The 25,492-nt window shown below is 42.1% G+C and carries 23 protein-coding genes, 2 tRNA genes and 1 rRNA gene; 10 read left to right on the top strand and 16 right to left on the bottom strand.

The features are described 5' to 3' along the window. Positions 1 to 155 precede the first annotated feature (155 nt). The 6 genes from BKD12_RS04075 to BKD12_RS04050 all read right to left on the bottom strand — a co-directional run bounded on the left by BKD12_RS04075 (position 156) and on the right by BKD12_RS04050 (position 4,716). A tRNA-Arg gene (locus BKD12_RS04075) sits at positions 156 to 227 on the bottom strand. Between the two features lie 62 nt (positions 228 to 289). Beyond that, complete coding sequence (locus tag BKD12_RS04070; RefSeq protein WP_070088057.1) at positions 290 to 1,162, bottom strand: DUF3881 family protein; 873 nt, start codon at positions 1,160 to 1,162, stop codon at positions 290 to 292. A gap of 18 nt (positions 1,163 to 1,180) precedes the next feature. Beyond that, on the bottom strand, positions 1,181 to 2,473 hold the full coding sequence (serS, locus tag BKD12_RS04065) for a serine--tRNA ligase (protein WP_070088056.1): 1,293 nt from the start codon (positions 2,471 to 2,473) through the stop codon (positions 1,181 to 1,183). Positions 2,474 to 2,492: 19 nt separating this feature from the next. Continuing rightward, positions 2,493 to 3,014 (bottom strand): DUF4446 family protein, encoded by a 522-nt coding sequence (locus tag BKD12_RS04060; RefSeq protein WP_070088055.1) that lies wholly within the window; start codon positions 3,012 to 3,014, stop codon positions 2,493 to 2,495. Positions 3,015 to 3,019: 5 nt separating this feature from the next. After that, on the bottom strand, positions 3,020 to 3,934 hold the full coding sequence (locus tag BKD12_RS04055; RefSeq protein ID WP_070088054.1) for a ParB/RepB/Spo0J family partition protein: 915 nt from the start codon (positions 3,932 to 3,934) through the stop codon (positions 3,020 to 3,022). 14 nt (positions 3,935 to 3,948) lie between these two features. After that, positions 3,949 to 4,716, bottom strand: coding sequence for a ParA family protein (locus tag BKD12_RS04050; protein ID WP_070088053.1), 768 nt, complete (start codon positions 4,714 to 4,716; stop codon positions 3,949 to 3,951). Positions 4,717 to 5,528: 812 nt separating this feature from the next. Here BKD12_RS04050 and BKD12_RS04040 point away from each other — a divergent pair. Beyond that, positions 5,529 to 6,482 (top strand): alpha/beta fold hydrolase, encoded by a 954-nt coding sequence (locus BKD12_RS04040; RefSeq protein WP_070088051.1) that lies wholly within the window; start codon positions 5,529 to 5,531, stop codon positions 6,480 to 6,482. Here BKD12_RS04040 and rsmG read toward each other — a convergent pair. The 8 genes from rsmG to rpmH form a co-directional block, all read right to left on the bottom strand. Next, on the bottom strand, positions 6,477 to 7,190 hold the full coding sequence (gene rsmG / locus BKD12_RS04035; RefSeq protein WP_070088050.1) for a 16S rRNA (guanine(527)-N(7))-methyltransferase RsmG: 714 nt from the start codon (positions 7,188 to 7,190) through the stop codon (positions 6,477 to 6,479). The genes BKD12_RS04040 and rsmG overlap by 6 nt on opposite strands. 2 nt (positions 7,191 to 7,192) lie before the next feature. After that, entirely contained in the window at positions 7,193 to 9,097 is a 1,905-nt protein-coding gene (mnmG, locus tag BKD12_RS04030) for a tRNA uridine-5-carboxymethylaminomethyl(34) synthesis enzyme MnmG (protein ID WP_070088049.1), read from the bottom strand. Further along, complete coding sequence (mnmE, locus tag BKD12_RS04025; RefSeq protein ID WP_083262827.1) at positions 9,063 to 10,523, bottom strand: tRNA uridine-5-carboxymethylaminomethyl(34) synthesis GTPase MnmE; 1,461 nt, start codon at positions 10,521 to 10,523, stop codon at positions 9,063 to 9,065. Before mnmE ends, mnmG begins: the two co-directional genes overlap by 35 nt. A gap of 71 nt (positions 10,524 to 10,594) precedes the next feature. Beyond that, positions 10,595 to 11,455 (bottom strand): RNA-binding cell elongation regulator Jag/EloR, encoded by an 861-nt coding sequence (gene jag / locus BKD12_RS04020; protein WP_070088048.1) that lies wholly within the window; start codon positions 11,453 to 11,455, stop codon positions 10,595 to 10,597. Between the two features lie 12 nt (positions 11,456 to 11,467). Continuing rightward, the gene (locus tag BKD12_RS04015; protein WP_070088047.1) at positions 11,468 to 12,535 is read right to left on the bottom strand and encodes a YidC/Oxa1 family membrane protein insertase; all 1,068 of its coding nucleotides are present in this window, start codon (positions 12,533 to 12,535) and stop codon (positions 11,468 to 11,470) included. A 35-nt stretch (positions 12,536 to 12,570) separates the two neighbouring features. Further along, entirely contained in the window at positions 12,571 to 12,783 is a 213-nt protein-coding gene (gene yidD / locus BKD12_RS04010; protein ID WP_070088046.1) for a membrane protein insertion efficiency factor YidD, read from the bottom strand. 6 nt (positions 12,784 to 12,789) lie between these two features. Next, positions 12,790 to 13,131 (bottom strand): ribonuclease P protein component, encoded by a 342-nt coding sequence (gene rnpA / locus BKD12_RS04005; protein WP_070088045.1) that lies wholly within the window; start codon positions 13,129 to 13,131, stop codon positions 12,790 to 12,792. A gap of 51 nt (positions 13,132 to 13,182) precedes the next feature. After that, positions 13,183 to 13,317 (bottom strand): 50S ribosomal protein L34, encoded by a 135-nt coding sequence (gene rpmH, locus BKD12_RS04000; RefSeq protein ID WP_070088044.1) that lies wholly within the window; start codon positions 13,315 to 13,317, stop codon positions 13,183 to 13,185. Positions 13,318 to 13,656: 339 nt separating this feature from the next. Here rpmH and dnaA point away from each other — a divergent pair, with 339 nt between their 5' ends. From dnaA to gyrA, 6 genes are all read left to right on the top strand, one after another. Beyond that, positions 13,657 to 15,042 (top strand): chromosomal replication initiator protein DnaA, encoded by a 1,386-nt coding sequence (gene dnaA, locus BKD12_RS03995; RefSeq protein WP_070088043.1) that lies wholly within the window; start codon positions 13,657 to 13,659, stop codon positions 15,040 to 15,042. 259 nt (positions 15,043 to 15,301) lie between these two features. After that, positions 15,302 to 16,411, top strand: coding sequence for a DNA polymerase III subunit beta (gene dnaN, locus BKD12_RS03985; protein ID WP_070088041.1), 1,110 nt, complete (start codon positions 15,302 to 15,304; stop codon positions 16,409 to 16,411). Between the two features lie 15 nt (positions 16,412 to 16,426). After that, the gene (gene yaaA / locus BKD12_RS03980; protein WP_070088040.1) at positions 16,427 to 16,633 is read left to right on the top strand and encodes a S4 domain-containing protein YaaA; all 207 of its coding nucleotides are present in this window, start codon (positions 16,427 to 16,429) and stop codon (positions 16,631 to 16,633) included. Next, positions 16,623 to 17,714: a DNA replication/repair protein RecF gene (recF, locus tag BKD12_RS03975; RefSeq protein WP_070088039.1), complete on the top strand. Its 1,092-nt coding sequence runs from the start codon at positions 16,623 to 16,625 to the stop codon at positions 17,712 to 17,714. Before yaaA ends, recF begins: the two co-directional genes overlap by 11 nt. A gap of 10 nt (positions 17,715 to 17,724) precedes the next feature. Beyond that, complete coding sequence (gene gyrB / locus BKD12_RS03970; RefSeq protein WP_070088038.1) at positions 17,725 to 19,659, top strand: DNA topoisomerase (ATP-hydrolyzing) subunit B; 1,935 nt, start codon at positions 17,725 to 17,727, stop codon at positions 19,657 to 19,659. Between the two features lie 11 nt (positions 19,660 to 19,670). Further along, positions 19,671 to 22,169 carry a DNA gyrase subunit A gene (gene gyrA / locus BKD12_RS03965; RefSeq protein ID WP_070088037.1) on the top strand — a complete coding sequence of 833 codons (2,499 nt, stop codon included), beginning with the start codon at positions 19,671 to 19,673 and terminating at the stop codon, positions 22,167 to 22,169. A 54-nt stretch (positions 22,170 to 22,223) separates the two neighbouring features. Here gyrA and BKD12_RS03960 read toward each other — a convergent pair whose 3' ends face one another. Both BKD12_RS03960 and BKD12_RS03955 read right to left on the bottom strand, forming a co-directional pair. Next, positions 22,224 to 23,474, bottom strand: a complete 1,251-nt coding sequence (locus tag BKD12_RS03960) for a glycoside hydrolase family 3 protein (protein ID WP_070088036.1) — start codon at positions 23,472 to 23,474, stop codon at positions 22,224 to 22,226. Beyond that, positions 23,461 to 23,919: a C-GCAxxG-C-C family protein gene (locus BKD12_RS03955; protein WP_070088035.1), complete on the bottom strand. Its 459-nt coding sequence runs from the start codon at positions 23,917 to 23,919 to the stop codon at positions 23,461 to 23,463. Before BKD12_RS03955 ends, BKD12_RS03960 begins: the two co-directional genes overlap by 14 nt. Before the next feature lie 251 nt (positions 23,920 to 24,170). Here BKD12_RS03955 and BKD12_RS03950 point away from each other — a divergent pair, with 251 nt between their 5' ends. The 3 genes from BKD12_RS03950 to BKD12_RS03940 all read left to right on the top strand — a co-directional run. After that, positions 24,171 to 24,884 (top strand): lysophospholipid acyltransferase family protein, encoded by a 714-nt coding sequence (locus BKD12_RS03950; RefSeq protein ID WP_070088034.1) that lies wholly within the window; start codon positions 24,171 to 24,173, stop codon positions 24,882 to 24,884. Between the two features lie 52 nt (positions 24,885 to 24,936). Further along, positions 24,937 to 25,024 (top strand) — tRNA-Ser (locus BKD12_RS03945). A gap of 369 nt (positions 25,025 to 25,393) precedes the next feature. Beyond that, a 16S ribosomal RNA gene (locus tag BKD12_RS03940) occupies positions 25,394 to 25,492 on the top strand; the annotation flags it as partial.

The following is a 25,492-nucleotide window of genomic DNA, read 5'->3' as shown; positions in this document are numbered from 1 at the left end:
CTTCTTAATAAAAATATTATACCATGAAGCAATCTTTTTACCCACATAAACTACAAAGAAGTGCACTTTGTAGATTGATCTTCTATTAAATTCCCCCGTTTAATAAAAAAAACGCTGAAAATCTTAAATAAAAGATTTTCAGCGTCCCACTTACACGTTCCCTGCGAGAATCGAACTCACAACTAGTGCTTAGGAGGCACTTGTTATATCCATTTAACTAAGGGAACATATCAATCTTAACCATTATACTTCAATATTCCCCAAGTGTCAAAGGGTAATCGCTGGGATTCTAAAAATTGATGATTCCCTGCATCCAGATATTTCCCTTAAACCTTCTTCCCACAGCAGGCTCCCCCACCACTTCCCGGGCGGGGACGCACACATCAAAGGTCAGGCCGTTAACCTCCAGGCTCATGATATACAATTCTTCCCGTGTCATCTCGTTTTCAATCCGGTGAATGTTAAGGATCTCACCAAGAATTGAATATCTGTCACATTCAATCCCATATGGCATGATATAAGTGTCGACAATCGTAAACACATCCTCGCTGATCAGCCGTCTTGATACTTTCGAATAAGTATCAATATCATCCAGCGTCAGGCTTTCGATCGCTGCGGGATCTCCTGTCCTGGCCGCGCTCATCAGCATCATCCGGTTATGTACCTCTTCCTTCTGCTGCTTTTCCTGCCTTTTATCTTTCCTGACCGGAAGCAGCACCGTCCCCCCGTCGCAAAGTCCGGACAGGGTGACGGATTTGTACTTGATCGATTCTGTTCTTTTTCGTTCTTTCAGATATTCAACAACATTCTGCATATAAAAGATCAGACTGATGCCTATTTTCATATCTTCGCAGATTCCTACATAAGACTCCCGATCCATCCGCTTTTCAATATAAACATCCGCATAGGATGTAATCCCTGTCCCAATGAAATACGGATAATAATACTGCATATGAAACTGCTCATGGATATCCATGTCTCCATAAACCGCGATTCCAATCCCTGCTCCGTATTCCTTCTGATACTCGCAAAAATCCATCTCATCCTCCTGGCCTACCAGTTCATGATGAGAAAAATCTATTCTCGTCTTATCAAGGAGTTCGTTCAATTCTTTTCTCCCTCTAAGACTACCAAATCCAATCGCTTTCAGATATTGATGCATATAATTTTCCTTATTGATCTATTTGTTTTTCGGTATCAGCAGCTCTGTACCGCCCATATATGGCCTCAATACCTCAGGAATCCGGACTGTTCCGTCTGCCTGAAGATTATTTTCCAGGAATGCGATCAACATTCTCGGCGGTGCAGCAGCTGTATTATTTAATGTATGAGCAAAATATTTTGTTCCATCTTCTGCCTTAACCCGGATGCCAAGACGTCTTGCCTGCGCGTCTCCAAGATTGGAACAGCTTCCAACCTCAAAGTACTTTTTCTGTCTCGGAGACCATGCCTCTACATCACAGGATTTAACCTTCAGGTCTGCAAGGTCGGCAGAGCAGCATTCCAGAGTACGAACAGGAATATCCATGGAGCGGAACAGATCCACCGTATTCTGCCACAGTTTATCATACCACATCATACTGTCTTCCGGTTTGCAGACAACGATCATTTCCTGCTTCTCAAACTGATGGATCCTGTAAACGCCTCTTTCCTCAATTCCATGCGCTCCTTTTTCCTTACGGAAGCACGGAGAATAGCTGGTCAGCGTCTGCGGAAGCTGATCCTCTGTCAGCATGGTATCGATAAATTTACCGATCATAGAATGTTCACTGGTACCGATAAGGTACAGATCCTCTCCCTCGATCTTATACATCATAGCATCCATTTCGGCAAAGCTCATAACGCCTGTTACCACATTGCTACGGATCATAAAAGGCGGAACACAATAGGTAAACCCACGTCCGATCATAAAATCACGGGCATAGGAAAGAATAGAAGAATGAAGCCTTGCGATATCGCCCATCAGATAATAGAATCCGTTTCCGGCTACTCTTCCGGCACTTTCAAGATCGATGCCGTTAAAGCTCTCCATGATATCTGTATGATAAGGAATATCAAATTCCGGAACCACAGGATCTCCGTATTTCTGGATTTCTACGTTTTCGCTGTCATCTTTTCCGATAGGAACAGACGGATCAATGATGTTCGGGATCGTCATCATGATCTTTTTAATTCTTGCTTCTACTTCTTTTTCTTCTGCAGATAAAGATTCAACTCTGTCAGCATTTTCCTGAACCTTTTTCTTCAGCTCTTCTGCCTCTTCCTTTTTTCCCTGTGCCATGCATGCACCGATCTCTTTTGAAATTTTATTTCTATCCGCACGGAGTGCTTCTACCTCCTGCTTAATCTCTCTGTTTTTCTGATCAAGCTCAAGGACCTCATCTACCAGAGGCAGCTTCTCATCCTGAAATTTCTTCTTAATATTTTCCTTTACTACATCCGGGTTATTCCTTACAAACTTAATGTCTAACATATTCTTTCCTCCTGCTCTTTTATGCGTTTACATCATATGCTTCTTTATAAATTGCTTTATCAAGTGCTTCTGCCTCTTCCTCGGCCAGCTCTACAAAGCTTTCGCCCTTTAATATTTCCTTTACATAAGTATAGCAGCCTTCTCTGCTGTGCATTGCATTCAGGATCCATCCGCTGTTATTTCCATCCAGCATGGCAATCGCAAAACTCAGTTTTCCACCCATCTCGTTAAAAGCGTCATATTTTACAATGCCAACCTTCTGATAGTAGCCTTCCATACGTTTATTAATTTCACGGATATCCAGTCTGTTCTGTTTTGTGATCTTCAGGATTGCTTCTATTTCAGAAAAATGTTCCCGAAAGCTCTCTTCCAGAGTTTTTCCATCTTTTCCTTTCATAAACGTGTTATAGCTGCTTTTTAATCTATTATACTTCATGGTCACGTTTACGTACAATACAAAGAGTGCAACAATCAATAAAAACAGTAATAGAAGAATGATCGCCGGATCAATCCCCATTCTCGACAAAATTCCACTTTCCATATTTTTTATACTTCCCTTCTTAAACTCATAATCATATCGAACATACGTTCTAATTCTTTATCTGAATAATATTCGATCTCTATTTTCCCCTTTCCATTTCCTTTTGTGGAAATGTTTACCTTGGTTCCCATTACCTCTTTCATCTTATTGGCTAGATCATCATATAAAAATGCATTTTCTACAGGCTTCTTTATCTTCGGCTTTTTGGGATTCTTGATATCCTTAATCAACTTTTCTGTTTCCCTTACACTCAATTTCTCATCAAAGATCTTATTTGCCAGAATATACTGCTGCTCCTGATCATCTATCGCCAGCAGAGCTCTTGCGTGTCCTGTGGTAATCATATCATCAATGATCATCTGCTGTACCTTTTCGTTCAGTTTCAGAAGACGCATGGAATTTGTAACAGCAGTTCTGCTCTTTGATACTCTTTCTGCCACTTCATCCTGTTTCAGATGAAATTCCTCCAAAAGCTTTTTGTAAGCCATAGCCTCCTCGATCGGGTTCAGGTTTTCTCTCTGGATATTCTCTATCAATCCAATCTCAACAATTTCCTGCTCTGTATAGTCCTTAATGATTACAGGTACTTCCTTAAGCCCTGCTATCTTTGCAGCTCTCCATCTTCTTTCCCCTGCTATGATTTCGTAATAATCATTTCTCTTTCTTACAAGAAGAGGCTGCAGAACCCCCATTTGTTTGATAGAGTCTGCCAGTTCAAGCAATGCATCCTCTTCAAAATTTTTTCTGGGCTGATCACGATTAGGCTCTACCATATTTATCTTCATCATCAGCTCTCCATTTTGAGGTTCCTGCTTTTCTGCTGACTTTGAAGTTTCTGACTTTTGTGAAGATTTTATACTCTTCTTCTCAGGGATCAGCGTATCTAATCCTCTTCCTAATCCTTTACTCTTTACCGCCATAAGAATTCCTCCATCTATGATACATCTCTGTTCATCACTTCATCCGCTAGCCGCATATAACTGTCGCATCCCGCAGATTTCGGATCATATTTATTAATCGGCATCCCATAACTCGGAGCTTCTGCAAGACGAATATTTCTTGGAATAATAGTCTTATAGATGTTCTGCTGAAGATTATCCTTTACATTTTCGACAACCTGCAGTGAAAGATTCGTCCTGGCATCATACATGGTAAATACAACACCTTCTATTTCAAGCTTTTCATTTAGTCTGTTCTTTACCAACTCAACCGTATGTATCAACTGACTTAGTCCTTCCAATGCGTAATATTCACACTGTATCGGAACAAGAACTGAGTCTGCCGTGGTCATTGCATTGATTGTCAGCATACTTAACGAAGGCGGACAGTCTATAATAATAAAATCATATTGATCCTTAATAGCCCCGATAGCATTTCGGATAATATATTCCTTATCGTCAATCCCTATTAATTCTATTTCGGCAGCTGACAAATCGATATTTGCAGGCAGTATATCAACATTTTCCAGAACCTCTTTCTGCAGCACTTCCTCAATGTTAGATTCTCCGATAATAATGTCATATACTGTTCTGTCAATCGAATCTTTATCCAGCCCCAGTCCGCTTGACATATTTCCCTGCGGATCCATATCTATTGCAAGAACTTTTTGTCCTTTTTCGGCCAGACATGCAGAAAGATTAATAGCTGTTGTGGTTTTTCCGACGCCACCCTTTTGATTAGCAACTGCTATAACTCTACCCATCTTTTTTCACCTTTCTATTCAGTATGAATTTAGTATAGCACTTTTTCAAATACTTATCTACAAAATGTTTCACGTGAAACATATTTTCTCGGTTTTTCTTTATTTTGCTTTTAAAAATACATTCGTTTTGGTCGTTTTGCTAGTACATATTATATATTCAAGTAGACTTATACTATTGCTCATTTTTATGCTTTTCACTTAATGTTTCACGTGAAACATTTTAATTTATACTGTTTATCATTTATCTGATTTATAAATATTATTCAGGATGTTTCACGTGAAACATATACATACATTTTGACCCAACATAGTAAATATGGTATAATGATTGCACAAAGTGCAATCTGAACCGACAAGTCGGTTCGCTCTGCTTCGCAGAAATTATACCGGCAGGCCACAGCTTGGAAAGTAAATGTCTGCATACGCAGCCGCTTCCTTCCCTTCGCATGTGGTATAATGATTGCACAAAGTGCAATCCGAACTGATAAGTCGGTTCGCTCTGCTTCGCAGAAATTATACCGGCAGGCCACAGCTTGGAAAGTAAATGTCTGCATACGCAGCCGCTTCCTCCCCTGCACATGTGGTATAATGATTGCACGAGGTGTAATCAAAACCGATAATTCGGCCCACCCTGCTTTGCAGGAATTATACCGGCAGGCCACAGCTTGGAAAGTAAATGTCTGCATACGCAGCCGCTTCCTTCCCTGCGCGTGTGAAATAATGATATCGGACATTCTATCAAATGAAACATCTTTTTAGGAAATTGGATTCAGAGAAATCTGTAACATTTTTATAATATGGAGTATAAATTTATGAGTTGGAAAAGAAATCTAATCCTGGGAACAGCTCTCGCCGGAGCTACAACACTGACAATACATCTGATCAATAAATTTGTTTATTTTTCTGCCACATTGGACAATCTTTTAAGCAGTCCATCAGGTTCTTATTATGAGTGGAAGTTTGGAAAGATATATTATACGGAATCTGGTGAAGGAAAGCCTGTTTTATTACTGCACAATCTTTCCACCTTTAGTTCCGGGCATGAATGGCATTTTATAAAAGAAAAGCTTGCGAAAACAAATAAAGTATATTGTATTGATCTGCTTGGCTGCGGAAGATCTGATAAACCTAATCTGATCTATACCAATTATCTTTATGTACAGCTTATAAGTGACTTTATCAAACATGTAGTAGGAGAGAAGTGTGACGTGATTGCGGCCGGCGAATCTGGATCTTTTGCTGTCGCTGCCTGTCAGAATGATTCCTCTATTATTGATCAGATCGTGATGGTAAATCCATCAGATATACGTTACCTTTCAAAATCTCCAAGCAAACGTACAAAAACGTTGACACGGATGATAAACATACCGATTTTCGGAACATTTCTGTACAATATACTGACTCAGAAAAAGAAAATAGAAAAACTGTATAAAGAAGAATATTTTTATAATAAAGACCTGGTTACTAACAGTATGATCGATACCAGCTATGAAACTTCCCATTCCGGCAATGCAGCTTCAAAATACTTATTTGCCAGCATGGCCGGAAGATATACGACTGTAAATATAAAACATTGTATGAAAGAGCTGAACAATAGTATCTTTATACTGATCGGTGATAAGACAGCAGAAAAGGAAGAATCTGCAAGGCTTTACCAGGAGATCCTTCCTTCTATCGAGATCGAATATATAAAAGACAGTAAAGAACTTCCGCAGATGGAATGTCCGGATCAATTTATTGAAGCAATCCATACCTTACTGTTATAGAGGTTCTTTTGCAGGTATCCCCGCTTTGCGGGGATATTTTTTTTGTGTATGCTGTTCCTTGTGGATTAATACAAAAGATCTGTGGATATCTGTTCCCGGAAGTTCAAATTTCATTACTTCTTTTATATTTCCTCCAAGAATCCGTACTGCTTTCTTTGACTGTTCTACCTCATCATCTATTTCACCAGATTTATACGGAACAAATATACCCCCTACCTGTATATAGGGCAGGCAATATTCACTCAAAGTAGAAAGGTTTGCAACAGCCCGTGAAACGCAGAGATCAAACTGTTCTCTGTATTCTTCCTTTCTTGCATATTCCTCGGCCCGCCCATGAATCGTACAAATTTCGGTAAGCCCCAGCTGAAAAATAACCTCATCCAGAAACTTTATTCTTTTATTTAAGGAATCCAAAAGAACGACTCTCAGATGCGGAAATGCGATTTTTAAGGGAATTCCCGGAAAACCTGCGCCTGTCCCTATATCAATGACTGTATGGATCCTGGAAAGATCTATGGCTTTTATGATGGAAAGACTATCTACAAAATGCTTTTCCACCACATCCTCATACTCCGTAATTCCTGTAAGATTCATAACCTTATTCCACTCAATAAGAAGCTGATAAAACTTATGGAACCTTTCCAGCTGATTTTGATCTTGCTTTATGCCAAGCTCTCCAAGCTTTTGCTCTAAAATCTGGTAATCCATCTCTATTTTCCTCCCAAATATACCAGAAGTACCGAAATATCAGCTGGAGAAACTCCTGAAATCCTGGATGCCTGTCCAATAGAGACTGGCCGGTACTCCTTTAATTTCTGTACTGCTTCAATCCGCAGACTTTTTACCTTATCATAATCAATATCTTCCGGAATTTTCTTTTTCTCCAGCTTTTTAAACTGCTCTACCTGCCGTTTCTGCCGCGATATATACCCCTCATATTTAATGGAAATATCAATCTGTTCGATCACTTCATTTTTAAGATCCTCCGGCATTTCCGGCCTTCCCTCATCAATAGTCTCAAGCTCCTTATAGGAAATCTCCGGCCGGCGGATCAGCTCCGCCAGAGTGCTGCCGGAAGAGAGGGGAGTACTGTTTCTGGAAACAAGAAGATTCTGCACCTTTTCAGATGTTCCCACCGTCGCCGATTTTAATCTTATAATTTCTTTTTCAATAAGCTCTTCCTTTTTCAGAAGCCTTTGATATCTTTCCTCCGGTATCAGACCTATTTCATAGCCGATCTTTGTCAGACGCTGATCCGCATTATCCTGCCTGAGAAGCAGACGATACTCAGCTCTGGAAGTCATCATACGGTATGGCTCCTTTGACTCCTTTGTCACCAGATCATCGATCAGCACTCCGATATATGCCTCCGACCGGTCCAGGATCACAGGCTCTTTTCCCTGCAGCTTTCTGGCGGCATTGATTCCTGCAATCAGCCCCTGGGCTGCCGCTTCTTCATAACCGGAGCTTCCATTAAACTGCCCGCCGCTGAAAAGTCCGCTGATCTCCCGGAATTCCAGAGAGGGCAGAAGCTGTCTTGCATCAATACAATCATATTCAATAGCATAGGCATTCCTGACAATCTTTACATTTTCAAGCCCGGGTACAGAGCGGTACATGGCGTACTGCACATCTTCCGGAAGAGAAGAGGACATGCCACCAATATACATTTCATTGGTATGGAGTCCCTCCGGCTCAATAAATACCTGGTGCCTTTCTTTATCTGCGAATTTTACCACCTTATCCTCAATAGAAGGACAGTAGCGGGGGCCGGTTCCCTCGATCGCACCGGAAAATAAAGGAGAGCGGTCCAGATTATCCCTTATAATCTGATGAGTCTCCTTTGTAGTATAAGTAAGCCAGCAAGAAACCTGATCAATCTGTACATCCTCCGGATCTGTTGTAAAAGAAAAAGGAACGATTCTTTCATCCCCGAACTGTTCTTCCATTTTGCTGAAATCAACTGTACGTTTGTCAATCCTGGCAGGCGTTCCGGTCTTAAACCGATACATCCTGATTCCCAGATTTTTCAGGCAGTCTGTCAGATGATTGGCAGCCTGCAGGCCATTCGGGCCTGTATTAGCGCTGACCTCACCATAAATACAGCGTGCCTTCAGATAAGTGCCGGTACAAAGAATTACGGCTTTGCAGGGAAAAATCATTCCGGAAAAATTCTCCACGCCAGTCACCCTTCCGTCTTCTGTAAGGATATTTACGATTTCTGTCTGTTTGATATCGAGATTTTCCTGATTTTCCAGAGTCTCTCTCATAATACGGCTGTACTTATCCTTATCTGCCTGTGCCCGCAGAGAATGCACTGCAGGACCTTTTGACTTGTTCAGCATTTTGGACTGGATAAAAGCCTGATCGATCACCTTTCCCATCTCTCCACCAAGAGCGTCTATCTCCCGCACCAGATGTCCCTTGGAACTTCCTCCGATATTAGGATTGCAGGGCATAAGCGCCACACTGTCCATACTTACGGTAAATATAATCGTGCGCAGTCCAAGCCTTGCCGCTGCAAGAGCAGCTTCGCATCCCGCATGGCCTGCACCGATCACAGCCACGTCATATGAATCACTATTTTCCCATACAGAATTTGCTGAATATTTCATTGACCAAATCTTCTCCTATCGTTTCTCCTGTAATAGATCCCAGTGCCTCGTAGGCATCCATCAGATCGATGGAATAAAAATCCTCCGGCATGCCGTTTCTGATACTCTCCACAACCTTTCGAAGCGAATCGTATGCTTCTTTGAGCGCCGTCTTCTGACGGACATTCGTAATGTAGATTTCATTATTAAATGAAAGATTTCCTTCAAAAAACATATCCTTTAAAACAGTCTCCAGACGATCGATACCATCCCTGTTCTTTGCAGAAATTTCTATGATTTCAGGGATTTTATCCTGGTTTACTTTATGGGATACATTTTGTTCCGTAGTATTATCGCTCTCACATTTTGCAGGATTACTTGCAAAATATGCCTCTTCAACATCCTTTTTTAATACCTTCATCTTCAGATCCGTTTTATTTAGCAGGATCACAGACTGTTTTCCATGGAGCATCTGAAAAATTTCAAAATCATTATCATCCAAAGGAGAAGAAGCATCAATGACATGGATCAAAAGATCCGCATCCCTTGCAAAATCTCTGGCCCGGTCCACTCCAATCTTTTCCACTATATCACTGGTGTCCCGGATTCCTGCCGTATCCATGATATTCAGGGAAATTCCCTGAAGGGTAATGTGTTCCTCCAATACATCTCTGGTAGTGCCGGCAATATCGGTAACGATAGCCCGGTCTTCACCCAGGAGTACATTCAGAAGAGAAGATTTCCCTACATTTGGTTTTCCCAGGATCACAGTATTAATGCCTTCTTTCAGAATCCTTCCGTCATCGGCCGAATCAATCAGTTTCTTGATTTCTTCCATCATCTCAGTTGCCGAAGATTCTAATTCCTCTCCATAACCATCTACACTGATATGCTCAGGATCATCCAGGGCACTTTCAATAAATGCAGTGTGGTAAATAATTTTATTTCTTAAATCACTTATTTTATCTCTTATATTTCCTTTCAACTGATTGACAGAGCTTTGGAGTGCATACTCATTCTGCGAAGCGATCAGATCTCCTACAGCTTCTGCCTGGGAAAGATCCAGCCTTCCGTTTAGAAATGCCTTCTTGGTAAATTCTCCAGGCTCTGCAGGCCTTGCTCCTGACCTAATCAAAAGTTCCAGAATCCTTTTTACTACAAAGACTCCTCCATGACAGTTAATCTCTACCGTATCCTCTCCCGTATAGCTGTGCGGTCCTCTCATAAGCATGACCAGGACCTCATCAATGGTCTCTTCTCCATCCACAATATATCCATAATGGATAGTATGTGATTTCTGTTCCATTAACTTTTTTCCATGTCTGCCCCTGTAGACAATATCTGCAATCTGGAATGCCTGATCTCCGCTCATACGGACGATTCCAATGCCGGAATTACTCATAGCTGTAGAAATAGCAGCTATGGTGGTTCTTTCATTCATATTCATTCTTCTCTCCTACAGAATAAAAAAGCTGCTGTAAAAATTATATCTTACAACAGCTTCTTTTTCAATTTGAATTATTTACGTACCAGAGTTACAACCACTCTTCTGTAAGGTTCTTCTCCCTCACTATGTGTAGATACGGCAGGATCTGACTGAAGAGCAGAGTGGATAATTCTTCTTTCATATGGATTCATCGGCTCCAGCACTACAGTCCTTCTTGTCCTCTTTACCTTACCTGCAATGTTTCTTGCCAGGTTCTCCAGAGTTTCTTTCCTTCTTCTTCTGTAATCCTCGGTATCCAGCTTCACACGAACATAGCCGTCCTGGGTCTTATTAGCCACCCTGTTTGTAAGGTACTGAAGAGAATCCAGAGTCTGTCCTCTCTTGCCGATCAGGATTCCCATATTCGGACCTTCCATATTGATGGAAAGAGCTCCCTCTTCATCTATAGAGGATGTAACCTTTACATTTTCCATATTCATGGCTTTCATTACATCTGAAATAAACTTTTCACATGCTTCGATCGTCTGATCCTCTACTTTTGCCAGTTCAATCTCTTTTCTTACCTCTTCAGCCTTTTCCTCTGCAGCTTTTTCAGGCTCGTGCTTTGGCTCATGTTTCTTTTTATTCTTATGCTTCTTTTCTCTGACGGGCTTGTCTGCTGTCTTTTGAGGCTCTTTTTCTTCTTTTTCCGTTTCCTTTGCTGTCTCTTCTTTTACTTCTTCCTTTAAGAGCTCGTCAAGCTCGGACACTTCCGGCTCTTCATGCTTTCTGCGGGCCTTGATCACGGCCTGCTTCATCCCGATACCTAAGAATCCCGGGCTTCCTTTTTCAATCACCTCATAATCCAGCTGGTCACTGGTCACGCCAAGCTGGATCAGCGCTTCTGTGATCGCGTCGTCTAATGTTTTTGCTGATACGGTAATATAGTCCACGAAAACCGCCCCCTAATTATTTTCATTAAATTTTTTCACCATGTTTGCCTTTGCCGCCAGACTTCCTGATTTTGCATTGCTTGCGTTTTTCCTTGCCTGCTCCAGTTTCTTTTCTTTTTCCTTTTCACTTTCCGCAGACACATTCTTCTTTGCAGACTCTTTAATACTCTTTGTATTAGTCTGAGCCATTGCGTTGATACGTTCTGCACGTTCTCCGCGCTTTTGTTTTTTCTTTTCCGCTTTTTCTTTATTTTTCTCGATCAGATCTTCTACTGACATCTTCTTCAGGCTCTTATTGATAAAGATCTGCTGAACACATCTTACCACCGCACTGACGATCCAGTAAAGACCGATACCTGCTGAGAAAGAAAATGCGATGAACACTGAGAATAATGGCATCGTCACATTCATCGTCTTCATAGTGCTTGCCATTGGATTATCCTTGTCCACCTGCTGTCCTGAGATAGCCTGTGAAAGACGGATACTGATATACTGCACCGCACCGGAAAGAACCGGGATCAGTATTGCAGTTACAATGATCACTGCCGCCGGCAGACCAAAGGATCCGCTGTTTGAGATCATCTGCGTCGGTGAGATCGTCAGATCCGGGATGGTCAGGAATCTGTTTACCTCAGCCGGCGCATCCTTGATTGCCGGAATATAATTTTCAATATCATAAACGACCGGATACAGAGCAAACAGAAGCGGCATCTGGATCAGCATCTGAAGACATCCGCCCATCATGGATGTTCCATACTTGTCATAGACCTGCTGCACCTCTTCCTGCATTTTCATCTGACTTGCCTGGTCTCTTTTGTTTTTGTACTTCTTCTGGATTGCCTGGACTTCCGGATTGATAACAGCCATCATCTTGGATGATCTTTGCTGCTTAATTGTAAGAGGCATCATCAGTGTATATACAAGGATTGTATATATAATGATTGATAATCCTACAAGTCCATTATCGCTTGGCAGGATTTTATCCAAAATCTCATAGATAAAGTTCATAACTTTACCTAAGAGCCAGCAAAGCTGACCTATGATCGGCCAGTTTGCCGCAGTCAGCAAACTAAACATCATTTTTTAATTTCCTCCGTATATTATTGTCACACTTCTTAAGGGACGGGGTCGTATCCGCCTTTTGCAAATGGATTGCACCTGAGGATTCTCCAGGCCGCAAGGGCCCCTCCTTTTATGGCTCCATATTTTTCGATCGCTTCGATCGCATACTGGGAACAGGTCGGATAGTAGATACAGGTAGAATACCCTTTCATACAAGACAAATACTTCTGATAGAAACGAATACATTTCAACATGAGTTTTTTCATTTCTTATTACCCCTGATCTATGATTTTATGAAGATGAGCCAGGTGCAGCAGTGCTTTCTCAATCTCATGATAATCTTTTCCTTTCGCACTGACTCTTGCTATGACAACAATATCATAACCGCACTGAAATCTCTCTTCTTGTAATCGATAACTTTCTCTGATCAATCTTGTTAATCTGTGACGAACAATACTGTTTCCAACTTTTTTACTTACTGATATTCCCAATCGGTTTTGATCTGTGTTATTCTTCATCGTATACATAACAAGATACTTATTTGCATACGACTTTTTTTCACTGTAGACCTTCTGAAAATCTTTGTTCTTCTTCAAGGATTCAGAATACTTCATTACTCATATTTCTCCCAATTTTTAGAGAAGAAAAGGCCACATATATGCGGCCTACGCTGATAATTTCTTTCTTCCTTTTGCTCTTCTTGCTGCAAGAACTTTTCTTCCACCTGCGGTCTTCATTCTTGCTCTGAATCCATGAACCTTAGATCTCTGTCTTTTTTTTGGCTGGAATGTCATTTTCATAGATATCCACCTCCTTATATTTTGCAAGGGATTTTCCCTATATTTCATAAAGACACATTTTTGATTATATGCAAAAAGGCCTATAAAGTCAAGGTCTTCGCCGATTTTTCTAAATATTATTTATCCACAAAATGTGGATAACACCGGGAAAACGCGTGGATAACATGTGGATATTAAAAATTTTACATAGATTTTCCCTTTGAAACTGGTTTTTCTTCTGTGTATAAAGTTATCCACATGGATTAAACATTGCCTAAATCTGTATTTTGATGTAGAATAATTAAGAGTGGGTTTTTATGTTTGAACCTATGATATTGTAAAGATTAGGAGTTATTTACCATGAATATTGTACAGGAAAAATGGGAAGAAATCATTGAACATCTTAAGGTAGAGCACGATTTATCCAATGTATCTTTCACGACCTGGATCCGTCCCTTAAAGGTCTATGATGTGATCGATGATACCGTGATCATTTTAGTGAATACGAATTCCAGTGTGGAATATATTGAAAAGAAATATCTTCTTCCTTTAAAAGTATGTATCGCAGATATCACAGGCGAAGAATATGAAATCCGTTTTATATCGGAAGATGATAATGTTCTGGAAGAGCTCCAGAGCAAACCTTCTGAATCCATGACAAAGAAAAGAACCAAATCTGCCGCCGAAAAAGCAGGACTGAATCCAAAGTATACTTTTGATACCTTTGTCGTCGGCGGAAATAATAATTTTGCACATGCCGCTTCACTGGCAGTAGCAGAATCTCCTGGAGAAGTATATAATCCGCTGTTCTTATATGGAGGCGTCGGTCTTGGAAAGACCCATCTGATGCATTCCATTGCACACTTCATCCTGGACAAGAATCCAAAGAAAAAGGTACTTTATGTAACCAGCGAGACATTTACCAATGAACTGATCGAAGCTCTGAAGATGGGGAAAACATCCGGAAATGAATCCGCTATCTCCAAATTCAGGGACAAATACAGGAATAATGATGTACTTCTCATCGATGATATCCAGTTTATCATTGGAAAAGAAAGTACACAGGAAGAATTCTTCCATACCTTTAACCACTTACATACGTCCGGAAAACAGATCATCATTTCCAGTGATAAGCCGCCAAAGGATATCGAGACTTTGGAGGCAAGGCTCCGTACCCGGTTTGAGTGGGGACTGATTGCAGATATCTCTGCACCAAATTATGAGACCCGTATGGCGATCCTTCAGAAAAAGATCGAACTGGATCAGCTGGAAAAATACAATATACCGAAAGATGTACTGAAGTACATTGCAGAAAATGTAAAAACAAATATCAGAGAGCTGGAAGGTTCCTTAAATAAACTGATAGCGCTTTACAAGCTGAACCATGAAGGCGAGATCGACATTCCTCTTGCTGCAGAAGCATTAAAAGATATTATCTCTTCTGAAAATAAGAGGGAAGTAACCCCGGAGCTTATTCTGGATATTGTGGCAGACCACTTTGGAATTACAGTGGCTGACTTAAAGAGTAACAAACGAAACGCGGATATTGCAAATCCACGGCAGATCTCCATGTATCTGATCCGTACCATGACCGAATCCTCCCTGAAGGCTATTGGTGTTGTTCTTGGAGGAAAGGATCATTCTACGATCAAATACGGCATTGAAAAGATTGCCGCGGAAGAAAAAGAAGACGAGACCTTAAGCAATACCATTAATATAATAAGGAAGAAAATTAATCCCGCCTAATGTGAATAACTATGTGGATAAGCCGGGGAAAACGCTGGATAACTTTGGAAAATATTTTTATCCACATATCCGGAAAAAGTTTTCCCAACATCATCCACAAAAATTCCCAGAGAAATCCACAGAGATTTCAAAACGGCAAACACTTGAAAACAGAGGGCTGGACATAGTTTTCCACTTATCCACAGCCCCTAATACGAGTAATACGGAATAAAATCATATATAAATCTATACGCGCCATGCGAAAGGAGTTATACACATTATGAAAATCATCTGTAATAAATCAAATCTGGTAAAAGGTGTCAGCATTGTATCCAAGGCAGTTCCTTCAAAAACAACCATGCCTATCCTGGAATGTATCCTGATCGATGCAACAATGGATATTATAAGGTTGACTGCAAACGATATGGAACTGGGGATACAGACAGAGATAGAGGGAGAGATCGTGGACAGAGGAATGATCGCTATTGATGCAAGGATCTTTTCTGAAATTGTACGCAAGCTCCCGGACAGTGATATCACGATTGAAACAGACGACCGCCTGCAGACAGTGATTACCTGTGAAAAGGCAAAATTTGACATTTCCGGAAAACCGGGAGAAGAATTTTCATACCTTCCGGTCATCGAGAAGGAAAATTCTATTGAGATCTCTCAGTTTACGCTGAAAGAAGTAATCCGCCAGACCATCTTCTCAATTTCAGATTCTGAGAGCAATAAGATGATGGGCGGAGAATTATTTGAAATCAGGAATAATGTTTTAAGAGTTGTTTCTCTGGATGGACACCGTATTTCCATCCGAAGGATTGAACTGAAAGAAGAAGCTGCAGATAAAAAGCTGATCGTTCCGGGAAAAACGCTGATAGAGATCAGTAAGATTCTTTCCGGAGAGGCTGAGAGTATGGTCAGCATTTCTTATACCAGCAACCACATCGTATTTGAATTTGACAACACGGTCGTAGTATCCAGACTGATCGAGGGAGACTATTTTAAGATCGACCAGATGCTGTCAAGTGATTATGAGACGAAGGTAAAGATCAATAAAAAAGAGCTTCTGAATTGTATTGACCGTGCAACTCTTCTGATCAAAGAAGGAGATAAAAAGCCGATTATCATTCAGATCGGCGATGAGCTGATGGAGCTTAGGATGAAATCTCAGATCGGCTCCATGAACGATGAAATTGAAATCGCAAAAGAAGGAAAGGATCTCTTGATCGGCTTTAATCCCAAGTTTTTGATCGATGCATTAAGGGTTATTGACGATGAAGAGGTTACCCTGTATCTGATGAATGCAAAGGCGCCCTGCTTTATCAAGGATGAGGAGGAAAGCTATATTTATCTGATTCTTCCTGTAAACTTTAATGCAGCTGTCTAAAGGAGTAATTGGGGAATGAAAATAACTTTAAAAGATGAATTTATCAAGCTTGGTCAGGCTTTAAAAGCCGCCGGACTGGTGGAATCAGGAGCCGAGGCAAAAGAAGTGATCCAGGAAGGAAAGGTTCTGGTCAATGGAGAGGTTGAATCCAGACGTGGCAAAAAGCTGTATGCCGGCGATTTGGTAACTTTTAACGGGGAAGAAATTAAAATTGAAGATTAAATCTTTAAAGATCAAAAATTTTCGAAATTATGAATTTCTGAAACTACAGTTTGACCCTGCGGCAAATATCTTCTACGGGGATAATGCGCAGGGGAAAACAAATATCCTGGAAGCAGTTTATCTGTCTGGAACATCAAAATCCCATCGGGGAACCAGGGATAAAGATATGATCCAATTCGGACAGACCGAATCCCATATAGAGACCATTGTGGAAAAAAACGAGATCGAATATCAGATTGATATGCATCTGAAAAAGAATAGTCCCAAGGGGATTGCGATCAACAAGATCCCGATCCGGAAAGCCGGAGAGCTATTCGGTATTGTTAATCTTGTATTCTTTTCGCCCGAGGATCTGAATATCATCAAAAACGGTCCGGGAGAAAGGCGCAGATTTATTGATCTGGAATTATCACAGCTTGACAAGGTATATTTGAGCGATTTGGCAAATTATAACCGCACGGTGAACCAGAGAAACCATCTACTGAAGGAAATCGGATTTTCAGGAAACAGGGAATCGGCAGATACTCTGGATATCTGGGATCTGCAGCTTAGTCAGTACGGGAGCAGGATCATAGAGCGCAGAAAAAGATTTGTGGAAGAGATAAACGAAATTATTTCTTCTATCCATCAGAAATTGACTGGAGGGCGGGAAGAAATCCGGGTCATCTATGAGCCAAGCAGCGGCGATATGCCATTGGAAGATGCAGTCAGGAGAAACAGGGAAAAGGATATCAAGCTGAAAAGTACGTCGGTGGGACCCCACAGAGATGATATCTGTTTTCTAAGCGGCAATCTGGATATCCGCAAATTCGGTTCCCAGGGACAGCAAAGGACTGCGGCTCTTTCTCTGAAATTATCTGAGATCGAGCTTGTCAAGCGGATGATCCATGATACACCTGTGTTATTACTTGACGACGTATTGTCTGAACTGGATAAACACAGGCAAAACTATTTATTAGATAGTATTCATGATATACAGACCCTGATCACCTGTACAGGTGTGGAGGAATTTGTAAATCATCGATTTTCTATAAACAAAGTATTCCATGTTCATAACGGACAGGTAGTAAATGAAAACTAGGAGGATAAGCATGAGTACAGAAAAGGTACAGCACGAATATGGGGCGGACGAGATTCAGATTCTGGAAGGTCTGGAGGCAGTCCGGAAACGTCCTGGTATGTATATCGGAAGCACTTCGGCAAGGGGACTGCACCATCTGGTCTATGAGATTGTGGATAATTCGGTGGATGAAGCGCTGGCAGGATTCTGCGACAGTATCGAAGTGACAGTCCATCCGGATAATTCCGTAACAGTGGTGGATAACGGGCGGGGAATCCCCGTTGGGATCAACCATAAGGCAGGCCTCCCGGCAGTGGAAGTTGTATTTACGGTACTTCATGCCGGCGGAAAATTCGGCGGAGGAGGATACAAGGTATCCGGAGGCCTCCATGGCGTGGGCGCTTCTGTTGTAAACGCCCTTTCAAACTGGCTGGAGGTTGAGATCTTCCACGAAGGAAAAGTGTATAAACAGAGATATGAACGTGGAAAAGTCATCCATAAACTGGAAATCGTTGGGGATTGTGAAGCGGAAAAGACCGGGACAAAGGTTACCTTCCTTCCGGATGACACAATTTTTGAAGAAACCGTTTTTGATTTTGACGTATTAAAACAGAGATTCCGCGAAATGGCCTTTCTGACTGCAGGACTTAAGATTGTATTAAGAGATGAGAGACCGGAGGATGGAATCATTGAAAAAACATTCCATTACGAGGGCGGTATCAGAGAATTTGTTTCTTACTTAAACCGCAGCAAGACTGCACTGTACGAAGATATCATTTATTGTGAGGGACTGGTCAACGGAGTAGCCGTAGAGGTTGCCATGCAGCACAATGATTCTTACAGTGATAATACCTATGGATTTGTTAATAACATTACGACTCCGGAAGGCGGAACCCATGTGGTGGGCTTCCGGAATGCGCTGACAAAAACATTCAATGATTATGCCAGAAAGAATAAGCTCTTAAGAGACAGCGAGCCGAACTTAAGCGGCGAGGATATCAGAGAAGGTCTGACTGCGATCATCAGTGTCAAGATCGAGGATCCTCAGTTTGAGGGACAGACCAAGCAGAAGTTAGGCAACAGCGAAGCCAGAGGAGCTGTGGACAGTGTAGTAAGCAAGCAGCTGGAGATATATCTGGAGCAGAATCCGGCAGTGGCAAAGCTTACCATTGAAAAATCTGTAATGGCGCAAAGAGCCAGAGAAGCCGCAAGAAAAGCAAGGGATCTGACCAGAAGAAAATCAGCTCTGGATGGCATGTCTCTTCCAGGGAAGCTGGCGGACTGTTCTGATAAGAATCCGGAAAACTGCGAGATCTACATCGTAGAAGGAGATTCTGCGGGAGGATCTGCAAAAACGGCCAGAGACCGTGCTACCCAGGCAATCCTGCCTCTTCGCGGAAAGATATTAAACGTAGAAAAGGCAAGACTTGATAAAATTTATGGAAATGCAGAGATCAAAGCAATGATCACAGCATTTGGAACAGGGATCCATGATGATTTTGATATATCCAAACTCCGTTATCATAAAATCATCATCATGACCGACGCGGATGTGGACGGCGCACACATCAGTACCTTGCTTTTAACCTTCCTGTACCGTTTTATGCCGGATCTTATCAAGGAGGGATATGTATACCTGGCGCAGCCGCCGCTCTATAAGCTGGAGAAAAACAGGAAGGTCTGGTATGCATACAGCGATGAAGAGCTGGATTCGATCCTAAGAGAGGTCGGAAGAGATAACAATAATAAGATCCAGAGATATAAAGGTCTTGGAGAGATGGATGCAGAACAGCTGTGGGAGACGACCATGGATCCGGAACACCGTATTCTTCTGCGTGTCACTATGGATGAAGAGACGACCTCAGAGCTGGATCTTACCTTTACCACACTGATGGGGGACAAGGTAGAGCCCAGACGTGAGTTTATTGAAGAAAATGCAAAATACGTTAAGAACTTGGATGTGTAGGAGGATAGATGATGGAAGATAATATTTTTGATAAAGTCCACGAAGTGGACCTGAAAAAGACGATGGAAACCTCCTATATCGATTATGCCATGAGTGTCATCGCGTCTCGTGCTCTGCCGGACGTCAGAGACGGTCTGAAGCCGGTACAGCGAAGGATTCTCCACTCTATGATCGAGCTGAATAACGGACCGGATAAGCCCCACAGAAAATGTGCGCGTATCGTCGGTGATACCATGGGTAAATACCACCCCCACGGTGACAGTTCTATCTACGGAGCTTTGGTTAACCTGGCTCAGGACTGGTCTACCAGATATCCGTTGGTGGACGGCCATGGAAACTTTGGTTCTGTGGATGGAGACGGAGCTGCGGCCATGCGTTATACAGAGGCAAGGCTTAGCAAGATATCCATGGAGATGATTGCGGACATCAATAAAGATACGGTAGATTTTGTACCGAACTTTGATGAGACAGAGAAAGAGCCGTCCGTACTGCCGGCAAGATTTCCAAATCTTCTGGTAAACGGTACTTCTGGTATCGCTGTTGGTATGGCCACCAATATTCCGCCTCACAATCTGACGGAAGTAATCAACGCGGTAGTCAAAATTATTGATAACCAGCTGGAGGATAAAGAAGAGACCACTATAGAGGAAATTTTAGGCATTATCAAAGGGCCTGATTTTCCGACAGGAGGCATGATCCTCGGGACAAGAGGAATTGAAGAGGCTTATCGCACCGGCCGGGGCAAGATCCGGGTGCGCGCGGTGACAGATATTGAAACCATGCCGAATGGAAAGAGCCGCATCATTGTGACGGAGCTTCCTTATATGGTCAACAAAGCGCGTCTCATTGAGAAGATCGCTGAGATGGTAAGAGATAAAAAGATCGACGGCATCACAGACTTAAGCGATCAGTCCAGCCGGGAAGGCATGAGAGTGGTCATTGAGCTTCGCAAGGATGTGAATGCAAATGTCCTTTTGAACCAGTTATACAAACATACGCAGCTCCAGGATACCTTCGGAGTCATCATGCTGGCTCTTGTCAATAATCAGCCCAAGGTTATGAATATCTTGGAAATGCTGAATCATTATCTGAAGCATCAGGAAGAAGTTATCACGCGTCGGACAAAATACGAGCTGAATAAAGCAGAAGAGAGAGCTCATATTCTGGAAGGTCTGCTGGTTGCTTTGGATCATATCGATGAAGTGATCAGTATTATCCGTGGATCCAGAACAGTGCAGATTGCAAAGTCTGAATTGATGGAGCGGTTCGAACTGACAGACGTTCAGGCACAGGCTATTGTAGATATGCGTCTGCGCGCTCTGACCGGTCTGGAAAGAGAAAAGCTGGAAGCAGAATACAAAGAGCTGATGGAGCAGATCAGCCGTTTGAAGGCGATCCTGGCAGACCGGAAGCTTCTGCTTGGCGTGATCAAGGAAGAGATTATTGCTATCCGGGATAAATATGGAGATGAAAGAAGAACTTCTATCGGATTTGATGAATTTGATATATCCATGGAAGACCTGATCCCGAAAGAGGATGTTGTGATCACTATGACGAAGCTTGGGTACATCAAGCGGATGTCTAACGATACCTTTAAGGCCCAGAACAGAGGCGGAAAGGGAATCAAAGGCATGCAGACGCTGGACGAGGATTATGTGGAAGAGTTGTTTATGTCCAATACACATCACTTTATTATGTTCTTTACCAGCACCGGGCGTGTATACCGGCTGAAGGGCTATGAGATTCCAGAGTCCAGCCGTACCTCCAGAGGAACAGCCATCATCAATCTCCTGCAGCTGATGCCGGGAGAGAAGATCAGCGCTGTCATCCCGATTGAAAAATATGACGATGATTCCTATCTTGTCATGGCTACAAAGAGGGGACTGATCAAGAAAACACCTCTGAAGGATTATGCAAATGTGCGTAAGACAGGTTTGGCAGCCATCACCCTGAGGGAAGATGATGAGCTGATCGAAGTGAAGTTTACAGACGGAAAGCAGGAGATCATCCTGGCTACCAAGTACGGCCAGTGTATCCGGTTCAGTGAAGAAGACGTACGCGCGACCGGAAGAACATCCATGGGTGTCCGTGGAATCAATCTGGCAGACCGTGATGAGGTTATCGGTATGCAGCTTACCGTTCAGGGAAGCGACCTGTTGATCGTTTCTGAAAAGGGAATGGGAAAACGAACCTCAATCAGTGAATTTACGGCTCAGAACAGAGGCGGCAAAGGCGTGAAATGCTATAAAATCATGGAAAAGACTGGAAATGTAGTTGGCGTTAAGGCAATAAACGAAGATGATGAGATAATGATTATTAATACGGAAGGAATTATCATCCGTATGAAATGTGAAGGCATTTCGCTTCTTGGCAGGATCACATCCGGGGTGAAGCTGATTAATCTTCCGGAGGGTGATAAAGTCGCCAGCATCGCAAAAGTCAGAAAAGGCGATGAAGAGGAAGAAGAAACAGCAGGCGAAGAGCCGGCAACTGAAGAAACAGAAGAATAAAGAAATATGAAAAAGGGAAGCCTGTCTGAATTCGATTTCAGACAGGCTTCCTCATTAAGAAAGATTTTTATATTTTACCCGAAGGATCCTGGTCAGTGATTCGTTGATTCTCTCTTCGGAAAGAGTCTGATTATTGACTGCATCCAGTACACCCTGGTAAGCTTGGTGGAAATCCTCTGGTATTAAAAGCATGTCGCCACCAGCTTGGATACACATCACCGCTGCTTCTGCAGACGTATAATATTCTGTCACCGCACCCATGGAGAGTGAATCTGTGATTACAAGCCCGTCAAATCCCAGTTCATTCCGCAGAATATCCGTAATCATGACGGAAGATAAGGAAGCCGGAGTGTCGTCGGGGATAACCTGCGGAACCTGAAGGTGTCCCACCATAATCACATCCGCACCTGCCTGGATCCCCGCCTCAAATGGAAGAAATTCGGCGCTGCGAAGCTCATCCAGACTGCGGTTTACGACTGCCGCACCGTTGTGGCTGTCTTCCGCAGTGCTTCCATGCCCCGGAAAATGCTTTAAGACTGCAGTGACATTCTGTTCCTCCAGCCCTCTGACTTCTTCCGCCACCATTTGGGAGACAAGTTGTGGGTCACTGCCAAAGGAACGGCTGCCAATAGCGGTATTTTCCGGATTTATGAGAACATCCGCATCGGGAGCGAAATCCATGTTAAATCCATATTTTTTCAGATAAGAACCGATAGATGATCCCACCTCATAAGCTTTGGATGGATCGCCGGAAGCGCCGATCTCCTTCATATCCGGAAAAGTTGACACTTGAAAATTCGGATTATTTGCGATTCGTGCCACCAGTGAGCCACCCTCTTCATCTACTCCGATAAACAAAGGAATCTTGCTATAGGATTGAGAATTGCTGGTCATGGTGGTTATCTGCTCTTCATTCTCTATATTCTGTGAAAAATAAATGATCCCGCCCACTGGATACTGCTCCAGAGCAGTTTTTGTTGCATCACCGGCCTGTGTGACCATATCTACTCCTGTCAGACTTTCCGGTGTTACGAAGAAAAGCTGATATATTTTCTCTTCAAGAGACATTTCAGAAATCTGTGCCTGGATCTTTTTTTCAAGCTCTTCTCCTCCTGAAACCTCAGTACTTCTTTTCTGATCACCCGAATCGTCTCCGGTATTAGTATCTTCCGTAGAAGAATCCTTACCAGGTGCAAATTGATCCTTTTTGATCAAAAGATAAAATAGGAAAGCCGACATCACAAGAAGGACAACAAGCAGGATCAATATGATAGCTCTTTTATGAAAAAAACTATTTTTCTTCATCTTTTTCAAGCTCACGAAGAATGATCTCAGCCGTTTTCTTTACGGTTAGAGAAACAAATTTTGTACATTGAGCCTTGCGCTCCGGAGAATTTTTCTCCATGCCTCTGGTCAGGACACGGCAGCAGGTGCCTCCGCAGGTTTCTTTAAAATAGTCATGCAGCTCATTCGTCATGGCAAAGCAGCGGTTGATCTTCGGATCACCGGGTGTTTTGCGGCCAAAGAAATATCCGATGCACATTGTCGCACCAGCCAGTGCGCCGCAGATACATCCGCCGCCGCCAAGCCCCCACGGGAAACCAGAGCTCATGGCGATCGCATCATCAGACATGTCCAGCTCAAAATTTTTCTTGATCGCATAGATCACCGACTCCGAACAGGCAAATCCCTGATGGAAAATTTCCACCGCATCATTTTGAAGTTGTTCCATATTAATATTAGTAGTCATGATAGCCTCCTTTTGGGGACGGGGGATTTTCAGAAATCCCCCGTCCCCATTGAATATTTCTCGTCATTTTATTAACATTTTATATCAATAATGTGGATAATTCAATTCAAGACCATATAAATTTTTATAATATTACTCAGAAAGTGGAAAATCATTGTGGATTAAATGTGGATAAGTATGGTAGAATGATCATTGGGGACGGGGGATTTCCGAAAATCCCCCGTCCCCAATGAAATGATAAAGGAGAAGAAATGAAAAGAATACTATTAATGGTGATAAAAAATATAGTTTTAGTCCCCTGGATGTGGATAAAATTATGTTATCACGCAAAGCATACTGAGAAATATACCGAAGAAGAGCAATACAAAATGCTGCGTTTTATTACTTTGCACGCAAACAAAGGTGGTAATGTTAAAATCGACGTGCATGGCGCGGAGAATCTTCCTAAAGATAACGGGTTTATGTTTTTCCCAAATCACCAGGGTCTTTATGATGTTCTGGCAATTATTGAAGCGTGTCCCAGGCCGTTTTCTGTGGTTGCGAAAAAGGAGATTGCCAACATACAGTTTCTGAAGCAGGTGTTTGCATGTATGAAGGCTTATATGCTTGACCGGGAAGATGTCAGGCAGGCAATGCAGGTAATCGTGCATGTAACTGAGGAAGTAAAAAGAGGAAGAAACTACTTAATATTTGCAGAAGGAACCAGATCAAAAAATGGCAATAAGGTCGGTGAATTTAAGGGAGGAAGCTTTAAATCTGCAACAAAAGCAAAATGTCCGATCGTTCCCGTAGCTTTGATTGATTCCTTTAAACCATTTGATACAAACACGATTAATCCGGTTACCGTGCAGGTTCATTTCCTGGAACCTATTTATTATGAAGAGTACCAAACTATGAAAACAACGGAAATTGCAGCCGAGGTTAAATGTAGGATTCAAAAGGTTATTAATGAAAACATAAAGTAGAAGCAAAAAAAGATTGACAATACAAAATTCCTCTAGTATAATAACTTTTGCTGGAGAAATACTCAAGAGGCTGAAGAGGCGCCCCTGCTAAGGGTGTAGGTCGGGCAACCGGCGCGAGGGTTCAAATCCCTCTTTCTCCGTTAAGTCTTTGATGGCTGTCTGGAACAAATGGTTTCAGACAGTTTTTTATGGAAGAGATAGAGACTATATCTTGTATGAAAAACTCAAAGACAAAACAATTTGTAGTACCGGAAAAATCATGTTGAAAAAAGTGAAAAAAGATAAAAAATAGTCTTGACACTCATGGTAATTGATGGTATTATGTTTAAGCTGACTCGTTGAGAGACAGCAAAACACCAAGAACTTTGATAACTAAATAATAGACAACGACCCTGAAGATTCTTTTGAGAAGAATAATTCAGAGAAAGGCATCGGAAGATGCCGACCCAAAAACAGTAAGTAACGGGATAGGAAAAGCGAGTAGTTTTTCCTGGACCGAGAGAAAACTTTTTAACGAGAGTTTGATCCTGGCTCAGGATGAACGCTGGCGGCGTGCCTAACACATGCAAGTCGAGCGAAGCGCTTAAGTTGGATTTCTTCGGAATGAC

The organism is Merdimonas faecis, from assembly GCF_001754075.1.
GTDB lineage: Bacteria > Bacillota > Clostridia > Lachnospirales > Lachnospiraceae > Merdimonas > Merdimonas faecis.
This window is presented reverse-complemented; position numbering and strand designations above follow the sequence as displayed.

What these genes read in the sequence shown, in the direction of transcription:
- mnmE (WP_083262827.1), bottom strand. Translation starts at nt 10,523, where the DNA reads ATGAATATGAATGAAAGAACCACCATAGCTGCTATTTCTACAGCTATG.
- gyrB (WP_070088038.1), top strand. Translation starts at nt 17,725, where the DNA reads ATGAGTACAGAAAAGGTACAGCACGAATATGGGGCGGACGAGATTCAG.
- BKD12_RS03955 (WP_070088035.1), bottom strand. Translation starts at nt 23,919, where the DNA reads ATGACTACTAATATTAATATGGAACAACTTCAAAATGATGCGGTGGAA.
- BKD12_RS04070 (WP_070088057.1), bottom strand. Translation starts at nt 1,162, where the DNA reads ATGCATCAATATCTGAAAGCGATTGGATTTGGTAGTCTTAGAGGGAGA.
- yidD (WP_070088046.1), bottom strand. Translation starts at nt 12,783, where the DNA reads ATGAAAAAACTCATGTTGAAATGTATTCGTTTCTATCAGAAGTATTTG.
- yaaA (WP_070088040.1), top strand. Translation starts at nt 16,427, where the DNA reads ATGAAAATAACTTTAAAAGATGAATTTATCAAGCTTGGTCAGGCTTTA.
- serS (WP_070088056.1), bottom strand. Translation starts at nt 2,473, where the DNA reads ATGTTAGACATTAAGTTTGTAAGGAATAACCCGGATGTAGTAAAGGAA.
- BKD12_RS04015 (WP_070088047.1), bottom strand. Translation starts at nt 12,535, where the DNA reads ATGATGTTTAGTTTGCTGACTGCGGCAAACTGGCCGATCATAGGTCAG.
- rpmH (WP_070088044.1), bottom strand. Translation starts at nt 13,317, where the DNA reads ATGAAAATGACATTCCAGCCAAAAAAAAGACAGAGATCTAAGGTTCAT.
- dnaN (WP_070088041.1), top strand. Translation starts at nt 15,302, where the DNA reads ATGAAAATCATCTGTAATAAATCAAATCTGGTAAAAGGTGTCAGCATT.
- gyrA (WP_070088037.1), top strand. Translation starts at nt 19,671, where the DNA reads ATGGAAGATAATATTTTTGATAAAGTCCACGAAGTGGACCTGAAAAAG.
- BKD12_RS04040 (WP_070088051.1), top strand. Translation starts at nt 5,529, where the DNA reads ATGAGTTGGAAAAGAAATCTAATCCTGGGAACAGCTCTCGCCGGAGCT.
- BKD12_RS04060 (WP_070088055.1), bottom strand. Translation starts at nt 3,014, where the DNA reads ATGGAAAGTGGAATTTTGTCGAGAATGGGGATTGATCCGGCGATCATT.
- dnaA (WP_070088043.1), top strand. Translation starts at nt 13,657, where the DNA reads ATGAATATTGTACAGGAAAAATGGGAAGAAATCATTGAACATCTTAAG.
- BKD12_RS04055 (WP_070088054.1), bottom strand. Translation starts at nt 3,934, where the DNA reads ATGGCGGTAAAGAGTAAAGGATTAGGAAGAGGATTAGATACGCTGATC.
- BKD12_RS03960 (WP_070088036.1), bottom strand. Translation starts at nt 23,474, where the DNA reads ATGAAGAAAAATAGTTTTTTTCATAAAAGAGCTATCATATTGATCCTG.
- mnmG (WP_070088049.1), bottom strand. Translation starts at nt 9,097, where the DNA reads ATGAAATATTCAGCAAATTCTGTATGGGAAAATAGTGATTCATATGAC.
- BKD12_RS03950 (WP_070088034.1), top strand. Translation starts at nt 24,171, where the DNA reads ATGAAAAGAATACTATTAATGGTGATAAAAAATATAGTTTTAGTCCCC.
- rsmG (WP_070088050.1), bottom strand. Translation starts at nt 7,190, where the DNA reads ATGGATTACCAGATTTTAGAGCAAAAGCTTGGAGAGCTTGGCATAAAG.
- rnpA (WP_070088045.1), bottom strand. Translation starts at nt 13,131, where the DNA reads ATGAAGTATTCTGAATCCTTGAAGAAGAACAAAGATTTTCAGAAGGTC.
- BKD12_RS04050 (WP_070088053.1), bottom strand. Translation starts at nt 4,716, where the DNA reads ATGGGTAGAGTTATAGCAGTTGCTAATCAAAAGGGTGGCGTCGGAAAA.